This is a genomic window from Psychrobacter sp. TWR1-1-1 (assembly GCF_049895865.1).
GTDB lineage: Bacteria > Pseudomonadota > Gammaproteobacteria > Pseudomonadales > Moraxellaceae > Psychrobacter > Psychrobacter immobilis_A.
On sequence record NZ_JAFCTE010000003.1, the window covers coordinates 112,750 to 136,537 of the forward strand.

The following is a 23,788-nucleotide window of genomic DNA, read 5'->3' on the forward strand; positions in this document are numbered from 1 at the left end:
ATGCCTATCTTACTTACCAACCAGTAACTTCTTTTAGCTTTTCGCCAAGCTTAGATGGGTCACGTGTATACGCGATACCAGCATCTTCAAAGGCTTTAAATTTCTCTTCAGCAGTACCTTGACCACCAGAGATAATTGCACCAGCATGACCCATACGCTTGCCTTCTGGAGCAGTAACACCAGCGATATAACCAACAACAGGCTTGGTTACATGGTCTTTGATATATGCAGCCGCTTCTTCTTCAGCAGTACCGCCGATCTCACCGATTAGGATGATTGCTTCAGTTTGTGGGTCTTCTTGGAACAGTTTTAATGCGTCAATTTGGTTCATACCAGGGATAGGATCACCACCGATACCGATACAAGTTGACTGACCAAAACCAAGTTTAGTGGTCTGAGCAACGGCTTCATAAGTCAATGTACCAGAGCGTGAGATAATACCCACTTTACCTGGCTGATGAATATGGCCTGGCATGATACCGATTTTGCACTGACCTGGAGTGATAACGCCTGGGCAGTTAGGACCAACAAGAAGTACATCACCCGCTGCTTCAAGATAGCGTTTTGCTTTTAGCATATCGAGAGTCGGTACGCCTTCAGTAATCACAACGATCAATTTAACGCCAGCATCAACTGCTTCAATGATAGAATCTAGTACGAATGGTGCTGGTACATAGATAACAGAAGCGTCAGCTTGGGTCGCTTCCATGGCCTCGCTCATCGTATTGAATACTGGTAGGCCTAAATGCGTTTGACCGCCTTTACCTGGGGTTACGCCGCCGACGACTTTAGTACCATATTCGATTGCTTGTTCAGAGTGAAACGTGCCATTTTTACCAGTAAAACCTTGTACCAATACTTTGGTATCTTTATCGATTAATACACTCATTATTTATTCCTTGTATTCGGTTGTCTTGTAATAGCCACCTGATAGCATATTATTCATTAAATATTAATGATAAATTTATACCAAAAAGCAGCTATTACGCTTTGACTACTATGCTTAAGCGCATATATTTAAAGGACTATGCCTCAAATATATTAAGCTTTAACAGCATCGACAATTTTTTGAGCAGCATCTGCTAGGCCTTGGGCTGAGATCAATTTCAGACCAGACTCTTCTAGGATTTGTGCGCCTTTTTCAGCGTTGTTACCCTCTAGACGTACAACAACAGGTACTTTTACGTCAACTTCTTTGATAGCAGCGATAATAGCTTCTGCAATCATGTCACAACGTACGATACCGCCGAAGATGTTGATTAGAACGCCTTCAACACTGCTGTCTTCTAGGATAATTTTGAACGCTTCAACAACGCGATCTTTAGTTGCGCCGCCGCCAACGTCCAAGAAGTTAGCAGGCTTGCCGCCGTACAATTTGATGATATCCATGGTAGCCATTGCAAGACCAGCACCGTTAACCATACAACCGATGTTGCCTTCTAGAGCAACATAGTTTAGGTCAAACTCAGCCGCTTTAAGCTCACGCTCATTTTCTTGTGTCTTATCTTGCAGTGCTGCAATTTTAGGAAGACGGTATAGTGCGTTTGAATCGATGCCGATTTTGCCGTCAACACAAACGATTTCGCCATTTTCACGAACAGCCAATGGGTTGATTTCCATTAGGGCAAAGTCGTTTTCAACAAATGCCAGATAAGCACCTGTCATTAATTTAACGAATTGATTGATTTGCTTGCCTTCTAAGCCTAATTTAAACGCAACATCACGCGCTTGGAAAGGCATTAAACCAACTAAAGGATCAACATGTACTTTAAAGATTTTTTCTGGTGTGTTGTGTGCAACTTCTTCAATATCAACACCGCCTTCAGTTGATGCCATGAACGTTACGCGACGCGTAGAACGGTCAACAACTGCACCAAGATATAGCTCAGTTTGTACTGGATACATATCTTCTGCAACCAATACAAAGTTAACTGGTTGGCCATCAGCGTCAGTTTGGAAAGTAACCAAGTTGGTACCGATTAGCTCTTCAGCAACTTGCTTGGCTTCTTCACGAGTCTTAACCAGCTTTACACCGCCCGCTTTACCGCGACCACCAGCATGTACTTGCGCTTTGATAACCGCAATGTCTGTTGGTGTTTTATCAAAAGCAGCAGCAGCTTCGTCGCCGTTATAGGCAATGATGCCTTCTTGAATCGGCAAACCGTAGCTTTTTAATAGCTCTTTTGCTTGATACTCATGTAAATTCATTGATTGTATCCTTTATTTTTTACAATTAATAAAAAGTGAAAACAAGTTCGTATATACATGTTTTACATATATATGGCGCACTTATGATCGTGATGAGAGCTATAACAACCCCACCGCGATCAGGTTATAAGTCGGTACTTATCAAACTAACTACTTATTTTTTACGCTTTTTACGCTGAATGGCGTGAATAGCACGACCATCGGCAGACAGAGCAGCTTCATGCACGGCTTCTGAAATGGTTGGATGGGCAAAAGTCATCAATTGCAGATCTTCGATGCTAGAGACAAACTCCATCGCAATCATACCTTGATGGACGATATCACCAGCACCAGCAGAGATAGCATGCATACCTAATAAGCGATCTGTTTTAGCATCAGCTACGACTTTGATAGAGCCTTCTGCTTCGCTTTGAGCCAATGCACGGCCATTTGCTGCTAGATTAAATGAACCTGTTTTGACCTCAAAACCAGCTGCTTCAGCTTCTTGCTCAGTCAAACCAACCCATGCGATTTCTGGATGGGTATAGATGACGTTAATGATCGTGTCATAATTAACTTGAGCTTTTTCGCCATGAATGCGCTCAACCGCCATCATGCCTTCTTCCATCGCTTTATGCGCAAGCATTGGACCGCGAACCAAATCGCCAATGGCATAAACACCATCAAGATTGGTTTTACATTGATCATTCACGTCAATAAGACCGCGTTCAGTCAACTGAATGCCGCTGTCATCACCAAGTAATTTTTCAGAGTAAGCACGGCGACCGACACAAACGATGAGTTTATCGAAGCTTTCTTCAGATGACTCGCCTTTGCTTTCGCTAGTAACGACAACTTGATCACCTTGTACTTCAGCATTGGTTACTTTGGTATCAACACGGATATCAAGACCTTGCTTCTTTAGCATTTTGCCCGCTTCTTTAGCAATGTCTTTATCAGCGGCTGCTAAGAAACTTGGAAGCGCTTCATAAACAACAACTTCAGCGCCTAGACGACGCCATACTGAACCAAGCTCAAGACCGATGACACCAGCACCAATCACGCCCAAGCGTTTAGGTACAGCAGTGAAGTCGAGCGCGCCAGTAGAGTCAACGATACGATCGCCATCAGTTTTAGCAACTGGGATATCGATCGGCACAGAACCTGCCGCAAGAATCACGTTTTTAGCAGTGATAGTCGTTTCTACTTCATCTGCAAGCGCGGTAAATTTAACTTTTTTATCAGCGCCCTTGCCGTCTTCTAACGTGCCCCAGCCTTGTAGCCAGTCAACGCCATTGCCTTTCAATAGTGCAGCAACGCCGCCCGTCAATTGCTTAACGATACCTTCTTTACGTGCAATCATTTGCTCAATATCAATAGCAACGTCACCAGTGCTGATACCATGTTCAGCAAGGTCATGCTTCGTCGCTTCGTAACGATGCGAGCTATCAAGTAGTGCTTTTGATGGAATGCAACCGACGTTCAAGCAAGTACCGCCAAGTGCTGGCTCACCTTTATAAACACGCTTTTCGATACAAGCAACACTCATACCTAACTGACCTGCACGGATAGCGGCTTCATAACCACCAGGACCGCCGCCGATGACGACTAAATCATAATTGTCTTTCATAGTACGTTCCTATTTCTAATTATCGTTCTAATTGTAAATATCGTTTAAACTGAGGATTGTCTCGTTAATAAATAAGCCATGTTTTAGTTCAAATTTTTTCACTTTACGGTAAATACACCACATCAGTTAAACATTCTTATTTATTAGTAAACAACGAGCACCACTGTTTAGACTAAAGTTAAAAAGCTTGTATCAGCGGTTGCCAATACAAGCTTAAAAGCTTACAGGTCTAGTAGCAACATGGCTGGATCTTCAACCAATTCTTTGATGGTTACTAAGAACTGTACCGCTTCTTTACCATCAATCATACGATGGTCATAAGACAATGCAAGATACATCATCGGTAGAATTTCAACTTTACCATCAACAGCCATAGGACGGTCATTGATCGCATGCATGCCTAGGATAGCCGTTTGTGGTGGGTTCAAAATAGGCGTTGACATCAATGAGCCAAATACACCGCCATTTGAAATAGTGAAAGTACCACCAGTCATGTCATCTAGACCAAGCTTACCTTTTTGAGCCAAGCCACCAAGCTCACGGATACGGCTTTCAACATCAGCCATGCTCATGCGATCGGTATCACGTAGTACTGGAACAACCAAACCACGGTCAGATGATACAGCAACACCGATATCGTAAAAACCATGATAAACAATGTCATCACCGTCTAGTGAAGCGTTTACTGCTGGGAAGCGTTTAAGTGCTTCGGTTGCCGCTTTCACGAACAATGACATAAAGCCTAAACGTACGCCATGACGTTTTTCGAACTGGTCTTTATATTTAGCGCGCATGTCCATTAATGGCTTCATGTTCACTTCGTTAAACGTCGTTAGCATCGCCGTTTCTTGTGAAGCTGCTAGCAGACGATTGGCGACTGTCTTACGTAGACGCGTCATTGGCACACGTTTTTCAGTACGCTCACCCATTGATTCAGCCACTGGACGGCCGCTATCAGATTTGATGCTGCTGTCTGCTTTCAATGTTGGGTTAGCCATATCCGTTTTGGTCACACGACCGCCGCGACCACTACCTTCCACTTCTTTAGGATCAACGCCAGACTCTTTCGCTGCTTTACGCACTGCTGGGCTTTGATCTTTATGATCCGCTTCGTCTTTTTTATCTGTTGCTTGGACAGGCTCGCCACCATCTGCTGCTTGCTTGGCTTGTACTGGCGCTGCTGGTTGATCTGGATCTACCGCAGGAGCATTATCTGCACTGGCGCTTGCACCAGCTTCGAATTGACCAATGATCTCGTCAGACAACACGGTATCATCAACCTCCTTAACGATTTTGGTCACAACGCCGTTATCAGGCGCCACAACTTCTAATACGACTTTATCAGTTTCGATTTCAGCCAATAGGTCATCACGATTGACTTGCTGACCTTCAGTGACATGCCACTCAACGATAGTACCGTCGGCAACTGATTCTGGAAAAACGGGGGCTTTGATATCAGCCATCGATATACTCCTTAGATTGGGATATTCATATTTGTTATTAAGTCGTGATAGGCAGTCAGTGCCATCTTGCATAGCGATCTTAGATAATACTATCTAGATTTTATTACAACATACTGACTGTTATCGCCTGATTCATTTATCTTCAATAATCTGTTACTTAGCCAACTCATCGACACTGATACCAAGACCACCAGCGATCAACGCTTGCTGCTGCTGAGCATGCAGTTTTGGTGACCCTGTTGCAGGTGCTGCACTCGCAGGACGCGCCACTGGCTCCATGACTTTCGCCTTGGTTGGGTGTGGTACGACGATACGGAACATATGCGGTGCTAAATAATACCAAGCGCCTTGGTTCAGCGGCTCTTCTTGTGTCCAAACGATCTCAGCCAAGTTGCTGTATTTTTCAATCTCAGCCATCAAACGCTGCTCTGGTAATGGGTAGAGCTGCTCAATACGCACAATCGCAACATGATCCAAACCTAGCGCACGGCGTTGCTCTAATAGGTCATAGTAAACTTTACCACCACAAAGAACCATACGAGTGACTTTGTCTGCATTTTGGTTGTCCATCTCTGGCAGTACCGTTTCAAATTTACCATTCGCCAGCTCTTCAAGATTTGAAGTGGCTAGCTTATGACGTAGTAAGCTCTTCGGTGACATGACAATCAATGGCTTACGAATTGGGCGAACTGCTTGACGACGTAGGGCATGGTAGATCTGTGCAGGTGTCGTCGGCGTTATTACTTGCATATTGTCTTCAGCACATAGCTGTAAGAAACGCTCAAGACGAGCAGATGAATGCTCAGGACCTTGACCTTCAAAACCATGTGGTAATAACATAGTTAGACCACAAACGCGCTGCCACTTGGTTTCACCACTTGAGATAAACTGGTCAATCACTACCTGCGCGCCGTTGACGAAGTCACCAAACTGCGCTTCCCAAACGATCAAGGCATTTGGTACTGTCGTTGCATAACCATATTCAAATGCTAATACCGCTTCTTCTGACAACAGTGAGTTATAAGTGGCAAAGCGGGCTTGAGTGTCACTCATATGAGCCAATGGCACATACATACTGCCATCATTGATATTATAGATTTCGCTATGACGATGTGAGAAAGTACCGCGACCCACATCTTCACCAGTAATACGTACCAACACTTTATCATTATCGACTAGTGATGCGTATGCCAATGTTTCAGCTGCACCCCAGTTTAATGGCTCTTCGCCTGTCTGCATGGCCAAGCGCTGCTCAACCACTTTTTGTACTTGGCGTTGTAACTTATAGCCTTCTGGCATTTCCGCCATACGACGTCCATACCCTTTTAGAATCTCGATGTCGACACTGGTATCCCAATCATCCACCAAATCGTGACCTAAATAAGGTTTCCAATCGACGAACAACTCTTCGTTAGGCTCATTAACCAATGAGTTTGCAACATAGTCACCACGGTCTAAAGACTCACGATAGTCATCTTCATACTGCTTTTCTTCTTCAGCATTCAAAATACCGTCTTCGATAAGTTTTTGTGCATAAATCGTACGAGTCGTTGGTAGCTTCTTAATAACTGCATACATGAGTGGCTGAGTCGCTGACGGCTCATCCGCTTCGTTATGACCATTACGGCGATAGCAGAACAGATCGATAATGATGTCTTTATCAAACTCATGACGGTAATCTAATGCTAATTGCGCGGCAAATACGACCGACTCAGGATCATCACCGTTCACATGTAGGATAGGTGCATGTACCATTTTTGCAACATCAGTACAGTACTCAGTCGAACGCACGTCTTCTTGGCGGCTGGTCGTGAAACCGACTTGGTTATTGATCACAATATGTACAGTACCACCAGTGGTATAAGCACGGGTTTGTGACATTTGGAACGTTTCTTGAACCACGCCTTGACCAGCAAACGCAGCATCACCATGAATAACGATTGGCAATACTGAATTACCGCCTTTATTATCCAATAGTGGCTGATCATTGCGGCGCACCTGACGGGCACGTACAGATCCTTGCAATACCGGTGCGACAATCTCAAGATGTGATGGGTTAAATGCTAAAGCCAAATGCGCTTCACCGCCTGGCGTCATCACGTTTGATGAAAAACCATTATGATATTTAACGTCACCTGAGCCTTTTTCTGGCTGTACTTTACCATCAAACTCGTCAAACAAGTCCGCAGGGTTTTTACCTAAAATATTGACCAGTAGGTTTAGGCGACCACGGTGAGCCATACCAATGACCATCTCTTTAGTGCCGTAACCGCCTGCACGTTGGATGATTTCATTGATAGCAGGGATAAAGCTTTCGCCGCCCTCTAGTCCGAAACGCTTAACGCCCGTATATTTACGTGCTAAGTATTTTTCTAGACCTTCAGCTGCTGTTAGACGCTCAAGAATAGATAAGCGCTTTTCTTTATCAAACTTGATGTAACCTAAGTTGGTTTCTAGATACTTTTCCATCCAGCGTTTTTCAGTACTGGTGGTAACGTGCATGTATTCAGTACCAATGTAACGGCAGTAAACACGTTCCATAATTTCGATGATTTCACGCAATGGCGCTTCGTCTTTACCGATATTTAAATCATTGGTAGGAAATACTGTATCAAGATCAGCTTCTGAAAGATTATGATAAGCAAGGGTCAAATCTTCCACTTCTGCACGTGGATGTAGATTTAACGGATCAAGCTTCGCGCGGCGATGACCACGGCGACGGTAAGCTGAAATTAGCTGCTGTACACCCATTTGTTTAGGGTTAGCACAGTCGGCTAAGCCTGCATTTTTATCAGGCGCTTGAGTGCTGGCTTTATTAGCAGTTTGGTTGCGAGCAAGCAACAAAAACTGTTCCTTAATAGCGTTATGCTGTGCATCGTTTGGCGATTTGTATTGTTCAAAATACGTTTGCCAATCGGTATCAACGCTATCAGGGTCGTTTAGGTACTGCTCATAAAGAGCTTCTATATAGCTGGCGTTGTCAGCAGCCAGTTCTGTATGTCCTAGGCTTGCGGCTTCTTTAGTTATACTATTCATAATAATCGTCTATTTGATAGATAAATGAATGGAATCGTGCTTATTATTGTGTAATCTGTTGTATGTGAGACATCTAAATACTTAATGCTATAAAAACTCAATCGTATTCTGTTCAGTACTGATTTATGAACCACACTTATTACTATAAAAGAAAAGTACGCTTATCTGTGCTTTGCTTATGACAGACAGTGATGCTAAATAGTGATAATAAGTGCCATTACAATACCTATATTAAAAATATAATTATTTGTGAACGTCCAGTTTTGTTATCTGACTCGTCTCACAACATTAATTTATATATACTGAAGTTAGTCATAACCAATTCATCAAAGATAAACGATCGATGAATTATTGACGCCTTCAGCTGGCCTATTATTTGGCTATCCTCGCTGGAACGTCTGGTTATTCCCAAGCTATCATTACTTTTATGGCAAACATACGTTGCTGTATAGAGTAGCATGACAGCGTTTCGCGCCATAGTTTGTTTGTTCAATACTAACTATTTAGGTAATGAATATCTACTATCATTTTGAATGCATTATTCCAGTCTATTATCTGTTTTGAATACTTATTTATCAGTAAGTTAAACATTAACGACTGATAGTGGTTCGTCAAAACGACTAATTATTAAAATAATGCGCTATTCTAACATTTAACGTGGTGAATATCTCTGGCTGAATACTTTTTTCTAACACCAATTATTTGACATACTCCCGCCACTTTCGACAAGCTCAAGTGTGGGATTCTAAAAGCAAAAGCTCTTAGGTGACTTTCTCACGAAGGTCACAAGCTTTCTGTTTCATCGGGCGACCTTTACCGCGTCCTCCCTCCACAGACAAAACGGCATGTCCTACCGTAAGAATATTACGAGCTGCATTAACATCAGCATTCGCAATATAACCACATTCAACGCACTCAAATTTTGCTTGGGTGCGTCTATTTTCTTTGGCAACATGCTTGCACTCAAAACAGGTTTGGCTAGTAAATCTTGGGTTTACTTGGATCAATAATCCACCTTGCCACTGCTGTTTATATTCAAGCATAGTCAACGTCATACCCCAACCCTGATCAAGAATTGATTTATTCAATCCTGATTTGGCTCTGACATTGCGACCTTTGTTTTCAAGCGTACCACTTGCTGATTTCGACATATTAGCTACCTTCAAATCCTCACAGACAATCATGGCGTGGTTTTTGCTGATGTCAGTGGTGATCTTATGCAAGTAGTCATGGCGAATATTGGCGATATGATGGTGAAGCTTTTGGATTTTACGGTTTTGCTTTTTCCAATTATTACTAAATAAGACCTTGCGGTTTAATTGGCGCTGTAGCCTTGCTATCTTGACTTGATTGGCTTTGAAGCTATTTCTGGGCTGAATAATATCAGCGTTTGAGGTAGTGATAAATTTAGTAATCCCTAAATCAATACCAATGGCGGTTTTGGACGGATGGGTCGGTGTTTCAACCTCACGCTCCGTACCGAAAGACACGTACCATTGGCCGGATTTCTTACTGATGGTGATATTCTTTATGACACCTATGATCTCTTGAGATTTTTTAAACTTCACCAAGCCAATACCATTCGGTAATTTGACGCGATTGCCATTAACGCGGCAATATTTATCAAATTGAACCAAGCGGATTGAATCTCGACCATCTGATTTACGTTTAAAACGCGGCATGAGTGGGCGTAGTTGGATTTCAGTGCCGTCGGCAAGCTTGAGGCATTTAGTTTTTCTAGGTTTTCTGTTATTTTCTTTCAGCCTTGCATGAACTTTAGGGTCAAAAAAGCGCGACCAAGCAGAAGCGAGATCACGAACTTTCTGTTGTAAAGATACCGCATTGGAGCTTGTTTTTAAGAATGCAAAATCAGGATTGGCTTTAATATCCATGATTTTATTAACCAAATTCGTTGCATTAATAAACTCATTCTTAGCAAACATCTCAAACGATATGGCCAGCATTTGATTCCAAACAAAGCGCGCAGAACCAACAAGGTTATTTAAGATAACCTCTTGCTCTGCGTTAGGCTCAAGCCTAAACTTATACGCTTTACTGATTTTCATAACACCAATTCATTTTCGTCTGACATGTTACCAATACTAAAGATTAACACGGTTTATTTCAGTAACCAATCTGTATAAAAATATAAGGCGGTGTTCTAAAAAGTATGGTGACGAAAAAATTTAATACGAAGTCTATGCTAATTTCTCTGATTCCATAGAGCTTTCAAGGCTTCAAAAATTGTTCAAATTTTAGTCAACATATTTTTTGACACACCACCGAATATAATAAATACTAAGTGACATTCCCCTCCGCCCTAATGTCGGGTGGAGTCCTATTTCGCTTTTTTGATAGATTGCTGACCTATATATCATGCCTTCTTACATACAACCAACGTATTGATAGCCCAGCCTTACCTTTAACCATATTAAATAATCGTCTCTATAAGCTATATCTGGCACTGAAAGACAATCAAAGAATCTCAGATATATTGCTCATAAAAAACACCACCTAATGATTAGGTGGTGTTTTTCGTACGCTATCTGCAAAAAAACCAGACAATTATAAACGATTAACCTGCTTGGTCAATGAGCATATTACGTAAATGACCAATTGCTTTGGTTGGGTTTAAACCTTTTGGACAAACTGATACACAGTTCATGATACCGCGGCAACGGAATAGGCTAAATGGATCATCTAAACGCGCCAAACGTGCTTGCGTATCACCATCACGGCTATCAGCCACGAAGCGATAAGCGTGCAGTAGTGCTGATGGACCTAAGAATTTATCAGGGTTCCACCAGAACGATGGGCAGCTGGTTGAACAGCATGCGCATAGAATACATTCGTACAAACCGTTTAGCTTTTCGCGTTGTTCAGGTGACTGCAAACGCTCTGTCGGCGGTGCTGGCTGGTCATTGATCAGGTACGGATGTACTTTCTCATATTGCTCATAGAATTGGTTCATATCAACAACCAAATCGCGAACAACAGGTAGACCTGGTAATGGACGAACCGTGACTTTTTCTGGCAGAGTGTTCATGTTAATGAGACACGCTAGGCCATTTTTGCCATTGATGTTCATGCCATCAGAGCCACAAATACCTTCACGGCAAGAGCGACGGAAGGTCAGTGTTTCGTCTTCCTTTTTCAGGCGTAATAACACGTCAAGCAACATACGATCTGAGTCTAGCAACTCAATCGTATACGTTTGCATGCGCGGCGCTGCGTCCAGATCAGGATCGTAGCGATAGATTTCGATGGTGCGAGTACCTCGGCTCATAATGCTAAACTCCACACGTAGGTGATGGCGGGCATACAAAGGTTGCAGCATATCAGCGCTATTGATTAGCCCATATTGACAGTCATTATCAAATATCAACTAATCATATTGTCACGCTGGCATGAGCATGTAGCTGGCGGTCACCTTTTAATAAATGAATAAAAAATAAAACGTTTACGCTGTTCGTATCGCTAAATTGCGCAGTCTAAAATTAATAGACGCGAACTTTCGGTTCGATATAATCAACCGTTAGTGGTACTTTACGAACTGGCTTATAAATAATGCGATTGCCTTCAGAATACCATAAGGTATGCTTCATCCACTCGTGGTCATTACGGCCATTTGGTGCGTAATCATCATCTTCTGGACGGTCATAGTCAGACACGCTATGAGCACCGCGGCTTTCGTGACGCATTGCCGCTGATACCATCGTCGCTTTGGCCACTTCATACAAGTTAGCCACTTCGAATGCTTCAATGCGCGCTGTGTTAAATACTTGTGATTTATCGGCCAAATGGATTTTTTCAATCTTGTCACCAAGCGCTAAAATCTTCTCAACGCCTTCGTCCATCATCGCTTGCGTACGGAACACACTCGCATGCGCTTGCATGGTTGCACGAATCTCGTCAGCCACGTCTTGGGCATTGTAGCCTTCGGTCGACTGTTGCAGCTTGTCTAAACGACCAACTGTATAATCAAGGACGCGAGGATCAAGTGGCTTATAGTTATGATCGGCATGATGGAATTCATCAACGATATGTTTACCAGCAGCACGACCAAATACCAATAGATCAAGCAAAGAGTTGGTACCTAAGCGGTTGGCACCGTGAACACTGACACAAGCACATTCACCGATAGCATAAAGACCTTTAACCACGTTGCCTTTTGCATATAGACCGTCTTCGTCCGTACCTGCTTCTAGATCAGGCTTAATGACTTGACCATGGATAGTGGTTGGAATACCGCCCATCATATAGTGAATGGTTGGAATAACGGGAATTGGCTCTTTGGTGATATCAACGTTAGCGAAGTTTTTACCAATCTCAAATACCGATGGCAAACGCTTCATGATGGTTTCAACGCCCAAATGCGTCATATCCATCACGATATGGTCAGCGTTTGGACCACAGCCGCGACCTTCTTTGATCTCTTGATCCATAGAACGAGAAACCAAATCACGTGGTGCCAAATCTTTCACGGTTGGCGCATAGCGCTCCATGAACGCTTCGCCATCTTTGTTACGTAAGATAGCGCCTTCACCGCGGCAACCTTCAGTTAACAGTACGCCTGCACCGTGGACACCTGTTGGGTGGAACTGCCAAAATTCCATGTCTTGTAATGGAATACCAGCACGAACGGCCATACCAATACCGTCACCAGTATTGATATAAGCGTTAGTAGAGGCGGCAAAGATACGACCTGCACCGCCTGTCGCTAGGACAGTAATCGGTGACTGGAATACGGCAACCGTACCTGTCTCTTGCTCAAGCGCGATAACACCGTTGATATTACCCGCTTCGTCTTTGATCAAATCAAGCGCAATCCACTCGATAAAGAACTCAGTGCCTTGCTGCAAATTCTTCTGATATAACGTATGTAGTAGCGCGTGACCCGTACGGTCAGCCGCAGCACACGCACGTTGTACGGCTTTTTCGCCATAGTTTGAGGTATGACCACCGAATGGGCGCTGATAAATCGTGCCGTCTTCGTTACGGTCAAACGGCATGCCCATGTGCTCAAGCTCATAGACAACTTTAGGCGCTTCACGGCACATGTATTCAATCGCGTCTTGGTCACCCAACCAATCTGACCCTTTAACGGTGTCATAAAAGTGGAAATGCCAGTTATCGTTGCTCATGTTACCCAAACTTGCGCCGATACCGCCCTGAGCCGCAACCGTATGCGAACGGGTTGGGAATACTTTGGTCAAAACGGCAACTTTCATGCCTGCTTCTGCCAAATGTAGTGAAGCACGCATACCTGAGCCGCCGCCACCAACGATGACTGCATCGTAGTTTAGCGTCTTAATATTACTAATGGTATTATCTTGTCTAGTTGCCATTACGGTTTTCCTAATGCCTATTAATGCTTAGAAGTAAATAAAAAGGCTGTCTCAAAATCATCCTATTGCTGGACAAAACACTTTATTGTCTTGCCACTATTTGCAATGATCAAAGTGGATGACGCTCACAACCTTTAACCACCTAATTTGCATATCTATCGTTATATTGGGTTCGCTCACTGACTAAACCATAGCGCACCTATTATATAAGTGACTGGCTAAGTCAATGATGTCCAACGCTATGATTGGCTATGACTATTTTTGGCTACTAACGGATGACTTTGACATTTGCTAGTCGCGTCCGTTATTGTTTATAAATAAATCAAGTTACAGATAAATAAATATTATCAATACATAGTCTGTTCAATATAATATGGATATAAGGAAGGCGAGTCACCAGAACTACAAATAGTTGACTAAGCAAGCCTGACACCGTATCCAGATTATAGGGGATTGGCTATCGTTAAACAGCAACCACACCGAAACCAGTACCCCAAAAAATCATAATGCCCCAAAATAGAAACACTAAAATAGCGATAATCATCAATGACTGTAGCACTAAGCGTAGACCTGCTGCGCTTGAGCCCAATTTGCCCGTGGTAATATAGTCAGTGAAAACCGTCCACATACCAACCCAAGCATGACCAGCTAGGGCAAGTACCGCCACCAAGCTAAATAGACGCATAGGTAAACTGGTCATGAATGATGACCATTCAAGATAAGTAACCTCGCCATGCGTCAAAAAGAAGCCCAGCAATACCACACTATAAACGGCTAAAACGACAGCGCTAATACGCTGGATAATCCAATCGCGTGAGCCTGAACCTGTCAGACCAGTCGCACTTTTGATTCCTGAATCATTTTTTATCATTAGAACATCACCCATACAAATGACGCGACAATTAGAATCGCTGCAATCACAAAACTAACCATAGACGCAGTGCGGCCAGATTTTAGCTCTTCGTTCATGCCCATATCAGCGAATAAGTGCTTAATACCCATCACAAAGTGATAAGCAATCGCGGCAACAAATATCCATGCTAAGAAGCGCACAAGTACATTGTCAAATACGGTTTCAAAGCTCTCAGCCGAAGCCAATGAGTTCTGTAGTAACCACAGCATGACAGGAATCAATAAAAATAAAATAATGCCAGAGATACGATGCAAGATAGAGGCGATCGCAATCGGTGAGCGATTAACGCTAATCACTTGGCTTAAAGGCAGATCAATAGGTCGGTTGCTTTTCACAGCGGGCATCCTTTTTGCGGTTATACTCCTGTATCTGCTATCAACGCTTGATATCACTGATGTCGATTAAGCATTGAGCAACACACGAGACGAATAAAGTAAGGAAGAGCTAGCTGACTTCGTTTAGTTTGCGCTAAATATGAAGAAAGGATCGTGGGGTACAAGGTATTGATAAACTGTTTAATATCGCTCGTCAAATCGACAGGTCTATAAAACAACCCGTCTATTATACAACAAAGAAAATAAACATGAGTAAGATCGATTAACTAGTCTATTTTTACTGGTCATATCAATAAAGACAACGCTACTCCGTCATCGATATCAATACAGCCCTTTTACTAATGACTTAAAAATAGAACAGTTAACAAAAGCATTCAAACCCTGGATTACAGATATTGTCTATCAAAACGCTAGTGCGTCGTTGCTCTGGTGCTACTCAGCCATAACCGAGTATGAATAGAAAAACGACACTACATCATGACCACTTATCAATTCGCACAAAGCGAGTGCCAGTTAAGTTCCTACAATTATAAAATGACTGGGCGATAATTACAAATTTATCCCCTAAGTAGTAAAAGGCAAACGCTGGGTTAACAAATAAATAGACAGCGGTCATACGTATTTGCCAACATTGCTCAATTTTGAGGGAATTTACGCCAAACTCAATTCGTCTACTACGCATACTCTGTCTGTTTTTAACCCGAATATTAATCAAACCTGCTACATTATTATCGTAAAATTCTTTAAAAATTATGCGGATAATGTAGCTGTACTTACTGTCATAAAAACAAGCTTTCTAAGCAAAATAACCAATCAGACATATTTTGATACAAAAATTACAGTGAATAAACACGACTAAACCGTGCCAATTGACGCTATTGATGGTAAAAGTCTTTTCAAATCATAAGTAATTACTGCTAATATACCCTGCGTATTAAATGAGTTAAATGCATTTTTATGATTTGACTAACGATAGACCGAGGGTGTGTGTCTGTCGTAATTTTATTCTAACAAGCTAAAACCAATGGAGAGCAATTTATGGCTGACACTAATGCCAAACTAACCGTCAATGGTAAAGAATACGAGTTTCCTATTATCGAAGGTACTTTAGGGCGTCCAGTTCTAGATATTGCTGCTCTACAAGAATCAGGATTTTGGTCTTATGACCCTGGTTTTAAAGTAACCGCTCCTGTTGAATCAAAGATTACTTATATTGATGGTGGTAAGGGTGAGCTACTACACCGCGGCTACCCTATCGATCAATTGGCAAACAATGCTGAATATTTAGAAGTGGCTTATGCCTTGATTCATGGCGACTTACCGAACGCTGAGCAAAAAGCAGATTTCTTTGAAAAAATCCGTAAGCATACGGGTGTTCATGATCAATTGCGCAAGTTCTTTGAAGGCTTCCGCCGTGACGCACATCCAATGGCCATTATGGTTGGTGTCGTTGGTGCTTTATCCGCGTTTTATCATGAAGCATTAGACGTCAGTAACGAAGAGCATCGTGAAATCACGGCTATCCGTCTAATCGCTAAAATGCCAACGCTTGCTGCGATGAGTTATAAATACTCGCAAGGCGAACCGTTCATGTATCCACGCAATGACTTTAGCTATGCTGAAAACTTCTTATACATGATGTTTGCCACGCCTGCTGATGTTGATTATAAAACCAATGACGTCATCACTCGCGCCATGGATAAAATTTTTACTTTGCATGCTGACCACGAGCAAAACGCGTCAACGTCTACGGTACGTCTAGCTGGTTCTACTGGCGCTAACCCTTATGCGTGTATCGCTGCTGGTATCGCCGCCCTTTGGGGACCATCACATGGCGGCGCGAACGAAGCCGTGCTTGAGATGTTAGATGAGATCGGTTCAGTTGAAAATGTGCCTGAGTTCATGGAAAAAGTGAAGAGCCGTGAAGTGAAGCTCATGGGCTTTGGTCATCGCGTTTATAAAAACTTTGATCCACGCGCACAAGTGATGAAAGAAACTTGTGACGAAGTATTGGGCGCATTGGGCATCAATGATCCTAAGCTTGAGCTTGCCATGGCACTTGAGAAAATCGCTTTAGAAGACCCGTTCTTCGTTGAGCGTAACTTGTATCCAAACGTTGATTTTTACTCGGGCATTATCCTTAAAGCCATCGGTATCCCAACGTCAATGTTTACCGTAATCTTCTCATTGGCTCGTACTTCTGGTTGGATCAGCCATTGGTTAGAGATGCACAGCACACCGTTCAAAATCGGTCGTCCACGTCAGTTATACACGGGTGAAACGCATCGCGACTTCGTTAAAGTTGAAGACCGTAAATAGTCACTTATATTTTAGTTTTTAGAACCATAAAAAATCCCGCCATCGTGCGGGATTTTTTATGGTTCTTGTTTTATGGTTCTTACTGTCTCATTTGATACGGTTAGCCACATTACATTTTATAGAAACCCTATCCGTTACTGAATGAATAACTGGTTGAGTGACAGAATTGCGGCTACTGGAATTCTTTTAGTGTTTGCTCATATTTGGCAATTTGCTCATCATAACCTTTAATGGTGTCATTAAACTTAGTCATAAGCGTCTCAAATTCTTTTTGTTGATTCAGTTTCATCTGCTGCATATCAATCACTTGCTGAGCTTCTATCTGCTCCCAAACCTGATGCTGAATAATCAAACGCGCTAATGCTGGGCTTTTGGCACTGAGCCTACCGGCAATTTCTGCATGCTCAAATAACTGCGGAGCCAATGTCGCGATATTAATTAAAGTATCAACATCTTCTGCGCTAAGAGGCGTCGTCACAGGCTGATAAAGCGCTTCCATCGCTTGCTGGTAGCTTTCGATGATTTGATCTTCTGTTAGCATGACAGGCTTACGCGGCTCAAGGCTAATGCGCTTTAACACCGTTAAATCACGCTCGCCAACTTCCGTACTGGTATTGATATCAGCCTCAGCGGAGATATCCACTTCATCATCTGTGGTGTCAGCAGATAGTGAGCTGCTATCAGCTGTGTCGTTGTCATTCTCCATCACGTTATCAGTATTAGTATCGCTAGCAGCTGTATCATCATTTAGCAGCAATGAATCCTCACTATCTGAGCTATCAGCGGCTTGTAGGGATTCATACTCTGCTTGTAAACGACGCTGTAGCCTTTGTGCTTGCGCGACATATATGGGCTGAAACTGCTTTATACGGGCAGCAGCAGAATCACTTGGGCGCATAGGCTGACTGTCTTCAGTGCTCGTTTTTTCAACGCTCTGACTGTCTTCTGGCGCAGGTTGAGTCTCTGCTTGCTGCTGACAACCACTTAACAGCAATACGCCGCTGAGTGTTGCCGCAAGCAAGGTTGACGAGTGCTGTGAAGGGTTGTTGTTTTGATTGATAGAATTATCAACCACACCTTTACTCATTTTATAATTGGGCTTTTTTGGCAAAAATTTAAACATAAGGGTACGTGTCCTTGTTAAGGCAAAATAATAAAAACCAAAATTATCATGGCAATCCATTGCCAATGGATATCACTTCATATTGTCGTCAGACTTCACGATTAAAAATGGAATACAAATTTCTAATGCTTGACAGTCTTGTCCACGCTGACGACGAATAAAATAATCCTGAACCATACGCGCCTGCTGTTCGATACCGTAGTTAAAGAAGGATTTGCCTGTCTTGAGCACATAATCATAACGGCGATCAATAAGTGCACCGCGCACCACTTTTAAGCCTTGCTGTAATTGCCATACATGAGTCAATTCATGTATCAGCCAGCTTTTTTTACTCAATGAAGCATCGCTAAAATCTACTGTCCAATCTGCTGGGTTAAAATAAATATTGCCATTAGGACTAACGGCATAATGTTTCAACACCCACCAAGCAGTCTTGAGCTGAACCTCATCGAGATTGATGCTGTCGCCAAATACTGAACGCGCCAGCGCTATCTCACCTGTAGTAAGCAAACGTGATTGCTGCTTGGCACTGTCATATAAATAGCGAGCAAACAAGCGCTGCAATATCGGCGGAGACATCATGACGGTAATACCTTATACCTAATGAATGGATAATCACAAATGATAGGTCGTAAATCGCGCGTGATATCTGCGATCTATCAATGCTGTTGAAGCGTTAATAGGGATAAAAGCATAAAAATCAAAGTATTTGGGACATAAGCTGTACACTTGATTGACTTTTATTAACGTAAATCTGCGTTAGCCTATCGTGTATGACATATAACAAGACACATACTAAATAGCATCTTTATAAATTAGCCTACTTTTACCACTAATGTCTAATATTCATTAGTGCGAAAATCATGCCAAACAGACAGATATGGTCTTTTTCCATAGCAATGATGAATGTAATCTAGGATGTAGTCATTTAGATGCAGCAATAAAAGCCCATTAATCACTGTCGTTATGAACTAATTGATAGCTGTTTAAATTGATAATAGAGATTTCTATGCCGCCTAATTTTCATGCCGATACACCCCTTGCTCAGCGTATGCGCCCAACGACACTTGATGCAATCATTGGTCAAGAACATCTACTGGCGGCAGGTGCACCCTTGCGGCGTTTGGTCGAACAAGGGCATCTGCCATCGATTATTTTGCATGGTGAAGCTGGCATCGGCAAAACGACTATTGCCATGCTGTTGGCTGATGCTGTTGGCAGACCGTTTCATGCCTTGTCTGCCTTGAATACTGGGGTCAAACAGCTGCGAGAAGTGTTAGATAATAAGGACTCACTGGCATTTGAATCGCCAGTGGTGTTTATCGATGAGATACACCGCTTTAACAAGGCTCAGCAGGATGCCTTACTGGGCGCGGTCGAATCTGGTGATATTACCTTGATTGGTGCGACAACTGAAAACCCGTCCTTTAGCGTCAATAATGCGCTGCTATCACGTTGCCAAGTGTATCGTTTAGAGCCACTGACGCCTGAACAAATCAGTGCGGTATTGCAAAGGGCAATTTCAGAAGATTCAGTGCTGAAAAATTTGACGGTTGATTTACAAGCACAGGACACTATCAGCCAACTGGCGCATGGCGATGCTAGAAAGGCGCTAAATTTATTAGAGCTGGCTATTCAAACGGCGGACACTAAGCAATCACCCCTCGTCATTAACGATGAATTGGTCGCTCGTGTCGCCCAAACAGCTCTAGTTCGCTATGACAAAGATGGCGAGCAGCATTACGATATTATCTCGGCGATGATAAAGTCCGTACGTGGCTCAGACCCTGATGCTGCGCTTTATTGGATGGCGCGGATGTTAGTTGGCGGTGAGCCTGCTGATTTTATCGCGCGGCGTTTGGTCATCTTGGCCAGTGAAGATATTGGTAATGCCAACCCTAATGCTTTACTGCTTGCCGATGCAGCATTACGTAGTGTGCAATCAATTGGTATGCCAGAAGCGCGTATTATCTTGGGGCAAGTGGTGGTTTATTTGGCGACCAGTGCCAAAAGTAACAGCACTTATAAAGCCATCAATGCTGCGATGGCGTTGGCAGAAAAAGATGCCTCTCCAGTACCGCTACACCTGCGCAATGGCGTGACCAAACTAATGCGTAATCAAGGCTATGGTCAAGGTTACGCCTATCCACACGATTATCCCAATCACTATTATCCACAAAGCTATTTGCCAGACAATTTAGTTGGGAGCAGCTTTTATGAATTTGCCGACAACCAGCGCGAGCAACACAGTAAACAGTTTATGGATTGGCTAAAAAGCCAAGCAGCCAGTAATGACTGATGGCTCGCAATATAGGTTAGCCCATTGCTTACTGCGTCATTGAATACATGAATCGTCGTAACCATTAGTAATACTTATCACTATATTTGACAGACTGGCCCATATAGTTTCGAGATGAAGCAGCACAGTGGGCTGAAAAGCGTTAAAATGTCCTCATATTGATATATAAGCAATGATTCCATAATGTCTACGGTGGATCACTTTGATCTAATGCACTTTGCCTAACCGCAACAGCGCTCTGTAGTATCTACTGCTACAATAGACAGACAATGCTTTATATTCCACATCACACCTATCTATAAATAATAAAATATTGAGACTTACTATGAGTTTAAATACGATTCCTGAGATTATCGAAGACATTCGTGCTGGCAAGATGGTCATCTTAATGGATGATGAAGATCGTGAAAATGAAGGTGATATCATCATGGCAGCGACCCATGTGCGCCCTGAAGATATTAACTTTATGATTACTCATGCACGTGGTTTGGTCTGCTTGACCTTGTCACAAGCACGCTGCCAGCAGTTGGCGTTGCCGCTGATGTCTGATCGTAACGAGGCAAAATTTAGTACCAACTTTACGGTCTCTATCGAAGCCGCTGAAGGCGTTACCACGGGTATCTCTGCTGCTGATCGCGCTCGTACGATTCAAGCAGCGGTTTCTTCTTCGGCAAAACCTGAAGACATCGTCCAACCTGGACATATCTTCCCAATCATGGCTCAAAATGGTGGCGTCTTGCACCGCGCTGGACATACCGAAGCTGGTTGTGATTTAGCACGCCTAGCAGGACTTGAGCCCGCAGCAGTGATTGTCGAAATCATCAATGCTGATGGTACGATGGCGCGCCGTGATGATCTAGAGATATTTGCCGAAGAGCATGGCATCAAGATGGGTACAATTGCTGACCTCATCAACTACCGCATCGCGAACGAGCAAACGGTAGAAGAAATTGAGTCGCGTCCTTTTGAAACAGAATACGGCACCTTTACGCTACATCGCTTCCGCGAATTTGGCGCTGATGAAACGCATTTGGCTTTGGTAAAAGGCGATGTGAGCGAAGGCGTCAGCACCGTCCGTGTCCATGGTTTTCACCCACTACGCGACTTGTTTGCTGCCAAAAATGATATGACGGGTCGTAGTGGCTGGAGCGTACGCTCAGCGCTGGAGGAAATTAGTAATTCAGATCGCGGCGTATTAGTTTGGATTGGTAGCAACCAGCCAATAGATTTAGGAGAGGCGTTAGACAAAGCGGCAGACAATGAATCGCAATCGACTATTACCCAGCAGCCGTATCGCAGCATTGGTGTTGGTGCACAGATTTTGCGTCATTTAGGCGTTCGTGATATGCGTTTATTATCATCACCCATGAAGTTTTACGCATTATCAGGCTTTGACTTGAACGTCATCGATTTCGTACATGCGCCAAAGCAAGATTAATAGTTGATTGACTGATTAATTGGCTGATTCGATATCAGTCACATAGCAAAGGGCACGCTAACGTAACGTTAGCGTGCCCTTTGCTATGTGGCTGATATTCAGTGCTAAAGCTTTGGTATATGACCAACTTTTGCTTCTAATGCCAATAGCCGAGCGCGCTCTTCCTCTGTCCAAGCTAACTTACGCTTTCCCTCACTATCGAGCCGTACCACGACTGCCTCAGCCGTCGCGACGATGGCTGCTTGCGCGGTGCTATAATAGCTGTATTCCATCACGATACTCGTATTGCCCAAGCGCTGACAGCGCACTCCTAATAGCAAAGTATCAGGATAAGTCACAGGGCGTAAATACTGGCAGCTAGATTGTGCCAATACCGTCACCATACTGCCATCAAACATACCTAGCGCCTGCAAATAGCCAATTCGTGCTGATTCAGCGTAACGGTAATAAATCACATTATTTAAATGGTTAAACGCATCCATCTCGCCCCAGTGAATGGGCTGGTGATGAATAATGGGGTAATGAGACAATTCGTCAGGATGATTATCTGCGATATTGGAGGCTACATGTGCTGCTTGATTCAAACTGTCCATAACGTCACTTCTCTTATTTTTATAAATCTATCAATCAACATCCACTGAACCACTAACGCTGAGATTTATCCAAAATCTGGGTGGTCACCAATGGCGTTGGTTTCGGTGCATTGGCAATCAATTTATCTAACCAATCTATGACTTCTGCGATATTTGTGGGAGAGGATCTGGTTGGTAGGTTCTTGTCGGTAGAGGTTTGTTTTTTGCCTACGGACGCATCATTAGAGGCGTTTTCAGTATTAGTCATGGCTGCCTTTGGCGCTGACTCTTGAGGAATAGCAGACTTCGGCACCAAGGTTTGTAGTTGATTTCGTGCTTGACGCAGATAACCAATCAGCTGCTCTTGTTCGCGCATATTACTGGCTTGACTGGCCAGATTTAAGGTCATAATCACTTCGTGAATGGTCAGTTGTTTGCGCGAGAGGCTCATATTATTATCAGCGCTATTGTGCGGTGTCGCCTCACTACTCACACGCTCATAGCTGTGCAAAAACTCTTGAATATTTTGAATGGCGAGGTTTTGTAGCTGCCAAGGACTGGGCTGAGAGCTGCTCGCCTGCAAACGTTCGATGTCTTTCATCAAGCTTTGTTTGATCACAACCGTTAGCGCTGGAGCAATCTCATTGCTGCTTTGCGAAAGCTGCCAGTGTAGACCACGCAACAAATCAATCGCCGCACTGTCATTATTGTCTGCCAATAATCTATCAGCGGCTTGTATCTGAATACGCAGTAAATCTAACTGGTTTTGCGCTTGGCTACTGGCGGCAGATCGAGGCTCTGGCAACGTCTGCTGACTCATCGCAAATAGACGGTCATCCATCTCATTCAGACGGCTGACGACTTGCTCGTTGCTTTGCAAACGCTCATTAACACTATGCTGGAAACGCTGCTGGCTAATGTAGAGCCACAATAGGGCGGCGATAAGCAACAAGATAACCAGCCACTGCAGGCGCAACAAAAACACATTTGCTTGTCGGCGCTGCTGAGTAGCAGAAGGTTCCTGAGATAACGATTCAGAATTGATTGACATAAGGCAGCACCGTTATTTTGGCTAAAACAGGTTTAAAGCGAATAAATAAAAAGTGAAACATAATAGATAAGGAC

General features: G+C 43.3%; 17 protein-coding genes. 3 read left to right on the top strand and 14 right to left on the bottom strand.

The genetic code is table 11. The features are described from left to right. Nucleotides 1-13: 13 nt before the first annotated feature. The 10 genes from sucD to sdhC form a co-directional block, all read right to left on the bottom strand. Entirely contained in the window at nt 14-889 is an 876-nt protein-coding gene (gene sucD / locus ACP69U_RS04255) for a succinate--CoA ligase subunit alpha (protein WP_426137915.1), read from the bottom strand. Nucleotides 890-1,041: 152 nt separating this feature from the next. After that, nucleotides 1,042-2,208, bottom strand: a complete 1,167-nt coding sequence (gene sucC, locus ACP69U_RS04260; RefSeq protein ID WP_426137916.1) for an ADP-forming succinate--CoA ligase subunit beta — start codon at nt 2,206-2,208, stop codon at nt 1,042-1,044. A gap of 154 nt (nt 2,209-2,362) precedes the next feature. Further along, complete coding sequence (gene lpdA, locus ACP69U_RS04265; protein ID WP_426137917.1) at nt 2,363-3,817, bottom strand: dihydrolipoyl dehydrogenase; 1,455 nt, start codon at nt 3,815-3,817, stop codon at nt 2,363-2,365. A 221-nt stretch (nt 3,818-4,038) separates the two neighbouring features. Beyond that, complete coding sequence (gene odhB / locus ACP69U_RS04270) at nt 4,039-5,280, bottom strand: 2-oxoglutarate dehydrogenase complex dihydrolipoyllysine-residue succinyltransferase (RefSeq protein WP_426137918.1); 1,242 nt, start codon at nt 5,278-5,280, stop codon at nt 4,039-4,041. Nucleotides 5,281-5,433: 153 nt separating this feature from the next. Then, nucleotides 5,434-8,316: a 2-oxoglutarate dehydrogenase E1 component gene (locus tag ACP69U_RS04275; RefSeq protein ID WP_426137919.1), complete on the bottom strand. Its 2,883-nt coding sequence runs from the start codon at nt 8,314-8,316 to the stop codon at nt 5,434-5,436. A gap of 761 nt (nt 8,317-9,077) precedes the next feature. Next, a complete protein-coding gene (locus ACP69U_RS04280) occupies nt 9,078-10,382 on the bottom strand; it encodes an RNA-guided endonuclease InsQ/TnpB family protein (protein ID WP_426137920.1) in 1,305 nt (434 codons plus the stop codon). Nucleotides 10,383-10,891: 509 nt separating this feature from the next. Continuing rightward, nucleotides 10,892-11,602 (bottom strand): succinate dehydrogenase iron-sulfur subunit, encoded by a 711-nt coding sequence (locus ACP69U_RS04285; protein WP_055123743.1) that lies wholly within the window; start codon nt 11,600-11,602, stop codon nt 10,892-10,894. A 211-nt stretch (nt 11,603-11,813) separates the two neighbouring features. Next, nucleotides 11,814-13,664, bottom strand: a complete 1,851-nt coding sequence (gene sdhA, locus ACP69U_RS04290) for a succinate dehydrogenase flavoprotein subunit (RefSeq protein ID WP_055123666.1) — start codon at nt 13,662-13,664, stop codon at nt 11,814-11,816. 463 nt (nt 13,665-14,127) lie between these two features. Continuing rightward, nucleotides 14,128-14,532, bottom strand: coding sequence for a succinate dehydrogenase, hydrophobic membrane anchor protein (gene sdhD, locus ACP69U_RS04295; protein WP_227678233.1), 405 nt, complete (start codon nt 14,530-14,532; stop codon nt 14,128-14,130). A 2-nt stretch (nt 14,533-14,534) separates the two neighbouring features. Beyond that, nucleotides 14,535-14,921, bottom strand: coding sequence for a succinate dehydrogenase, cytochrome b556 subunit (gene sdhC / locus ACP69U_RS04300; RefSeq protein WP_083475612.1), 387 nt, complete (start codon nt 14,919-14,921; stop codon nt 14,535-14,537). A gap of 1,029 nt (nt 14,922-15,950) precedes the next feature. On the opposite strand from sdhC, the gene gltA reads away from it, so the two are divergent. Further along, nucleotides 15,951-17,231: a citrate synthase gene (gene gltA, locus ACP69U_RS04305; RefSeq protein ID WP_045455400.1), complete on the top strand. Its 1,281-nt coding sequence runs from the start codon at nt 15,951-15,953 to the stop codon at nt 17,229-17,231. A 172-nt stretch (nt 17,232-17,403) separates the two neighbouring features. Here gltA and ACP69U_RS04310 read toward each other — a convergent pair whose 3' ends face one another. Then, nucleotides 17,404-18,354: a hypothetical protein gene (locus tag ACP69U_RS04310; RefSeq protein WP_201602756.1), complete on the bottom strand. Its 951-nt coding sequence runs from the start codon at nt 18,352-18,354 to the stop codon at nt 17,404-17,406. Nucleotides 18,355-18,426: 72 nt separating this feature from the next. Next, nucleotides 18,427-18,933 (bottom strand): type IV secretion protein Rhs, encoded by a 507-nt coding sequence (locus tag ACP69U_RS04315; RefSeq protein ID WP_426138018.1) that lies wholly within the window; start codon nt 18,931-18,933, stop codon nt 18,427-18,429. 430 nt (nt 18,934-19,363) lie between these two features. Here ACP69U_RS04315 and ACP69U_RS04320 point away from each other — a divergent pair, with 430 nt between their 5' ends. After that, a complete protein-coding gene (locus ACP69U_RS04320) occupies nt 19,364-20,653 on the top strand; it encodes a replication-associated recombination protein A (protein WP_201552358.1) in 1,290 nt (429 codons plus the stop codon). A gap of 325 nt (nt 20,654-20,978) precedes the next feature. Then, complete coding sequence (ribBA, locus tag ACP69U_RS04325; protein ID WP_055123670.1) at nt 20,979-22,091, top strand: bifunctional 3,4-dihydroxy-2-butanone-4-phosphate synthase/GTP cyclohydrolase II; 1,113 nt, start codon at nt 20,979-20,981, stop codon at nt 22,089-22,091. A gap of 104 nt (nt 22,092-22,195) precedes the next feature. Here ribBA and ACP69U_RS04330 read toward each other — a convergent pair whose 3' ends face one another. Together ACP69U_RS04330 and ACP69U_RS04335 are read right to left on the bottom strand one after the other, a co-directional pair. Then, the gene (locus tag ACP69U_RS04330; RefSeq protein WP_060490199.1) at nt 22,196-22,684 is read right to left on the bottom strand and encodes an acyl-CoA thioesterase; all 489 of its coding nucleotides are present in this window, start codon (nt 22,682-22,684) and stop codon (nt 22,196-22,198) included. 52 nt (nt 22,685-22,736) lie between these two features. Further along, nucleotides 22,737-23,714 (bottom strand): hypothetical protein, encoded by a 978-nt coding sequence (locus ACP69U_RS04335; RefSeq protein WP_426137921.1) that lies wholly within the window; start codon nt 23,712-23,714, stop codon nt 22,737-22,739. Nucleotides 23,715-23,788: the final 74 nt, after the last annotated feature.